This window comes from Xylanibacter caecicola, from assembly GCF_013166515.1.
Lineage (GTDB): Bacteria > Bacteroidota > Bacteroidia > Bacteroidales > Bacteroidaceae > Prevotella > Prevotella caecicola.
On the sequence record NZ_JABKKJ010000056.1, the window covers coordinates 1 to 1,768 of the forward strand.

1 protein-coding gene is annotated in these 1,768 nt (G+C 41.9%); it reads left to right on the top strand.

Features of this window, described 5'->3' with window-relative positions; translation table 11 throughout:
* The first annotated feature begins 850 nt into the window (after positions 1-850).
* Positions 851-1,465 (top strand): A1S_2505 family phage non-structural protein, encoded by a 615-nt coding sequence (locus tag HPS54_RS12750; RefSeq protein WP_420907323.1) that lies wholly within the window; start codon positions 851-853, stop codon positions 1,463-1,465.
* Positions 1,466-1,768 lie beyond the last annotated feature (303 nt).

Consider the following 1,768-nt stretch of genomic DNA (forward strand, 5'->3'; position numbering starts at 1 on the left):
TGTTTTGTCAGTTAAAAACTTTGGCTCCGTCCTCTCTTGGGGGCGCGCCCCCAAGAGAGGACGGACAATACTCTGAAAGAGGTAATTCCTAAATCAAAATTTTGCACTTCGATTTGGAATCTTCATAATTCTTATCCGTCATAAAAGTTTAGACGACTTCAATATTACACATTGACATCATAGCGTCCGAAATGCTTTCATTTTGATTTTACATAACCGCTGAGAATGCCTTACTTTGAAAAATATTTGCCCATGACCGTAAAAACGCGAAAAACGAACGTGCAATTCTAAGCAACACACTATCAATATATTACATTTCAAAGACAACAAGTGTGCAACTCCACACTGCCGGAAAAGGCATATTTTCCGATGGAAAGCGGCATAAACAGCCCGGAAATGTGCCGTTTTACAACGCAACATGCGGCATTTTGCAGACCAAAAAGAGGCACTTTAGGGTACAAAAGGCATAGCTTTACGCATCAAAACAGGCATCTTTACAATTCCTAATACATATAAACGGTCCTTGCTTTTCCCTGTTGTATGTTTTTCACAGCAGTTTTCAACCTTACAAAAAGAAAGGTATAATGGTGTTTTAGCTTACAACAAGGAAGGAGTTAAAAAGGAGATAAAGGAAGACAGGAGGAGATAAAGGAAGATAAAAGACAATACACAATATGATAAAAATAATTATCTGACATCTATCAACATGCCGTTTTTTTTGCATGGCAAAGCCGGTGTTTTGCAAACTTTCATTACCTTTGTATGGAAATCAACGACATATAACATGGAAGTCTACGGCATATAGTATAGAAATCTGTGGCATATAGTATAGAAATCTGTGGCATATAGCATGGAAATCTCTTATAATAGCATACGGACAACCGATACATTGTCTAAAGCAAATACAAATGCGGAGCATCACATCACAAACATATCATCGACAGACATGAAGTTCATAAACTTATTCAAATCGGCAAAAAAGAAAGAGAACAGCGCGCAGCCGCAGGTTAATTGCACAGAAGAGCATGCCCCGGACACCCGACCGCGCTACACGCCCCCGTATATATCGTCTCTGAAAGAAGACGAGGTATTTGTCTTCGGCAGCAACTTGGGCGGTTTCCATGGCGGAGGAGCGGCACGCACCGCCCACCGTTACTTTGGCGCAATATGGGGACAGGGCACCGGATTGCAAGGGCAGAGTTATGCCATACCGACAATGCAGGGAGGCGTAGACACGATAAAACCGTATGTAGACGAGTTCATTGCATTCGCACGCGACAACAAACAACTGTTTTTCTATGTCACACCCATCGGCTGCGGCATAGCCGGTTTCAGCGAAAAGGATATAGCACCGCTGTTCAGAGAAGCTCTGGACGTGGAGAATATATGCCTGCCAAAGTCGTTTTGCGATATTCTTTTCTGGGAGGGAAGACAAGAGGAGATAAGGGGAGATAGAAGGAGATAAAAGGAGATAAAGAGACAGTTGCAGAAGATAAAAGGGAAGATATAAGACAATTGAGGATGATTTTATAGAGTGAGTTCGACGAATTCGTACTCCACTTTATATTACAAACCGCGTATTTTACAGGAAATATACTCTGCAACCGAAAGACAAACAGATGTGTAGATTTAGCCCGACCCATGAAGATTCCAAATCGAAGTGCAAAATTTTGATTTAGGAATTACCTCTTTCAGAGTATTGTCCGTCCTCTCTTGGGGGCGCGCCCCCAAGAGAGGACGGAGCCAAAGTTTTTAACTGACAAAACAA

Coding starts and splice junctions, on each gene's coding strand:
- HPS54_RS12750 (WP_420907323.1), top strand. CDS start 851: ATGGAAATCTCTTATAATAGCATACGGACAACCGATACATTGTCTAAA.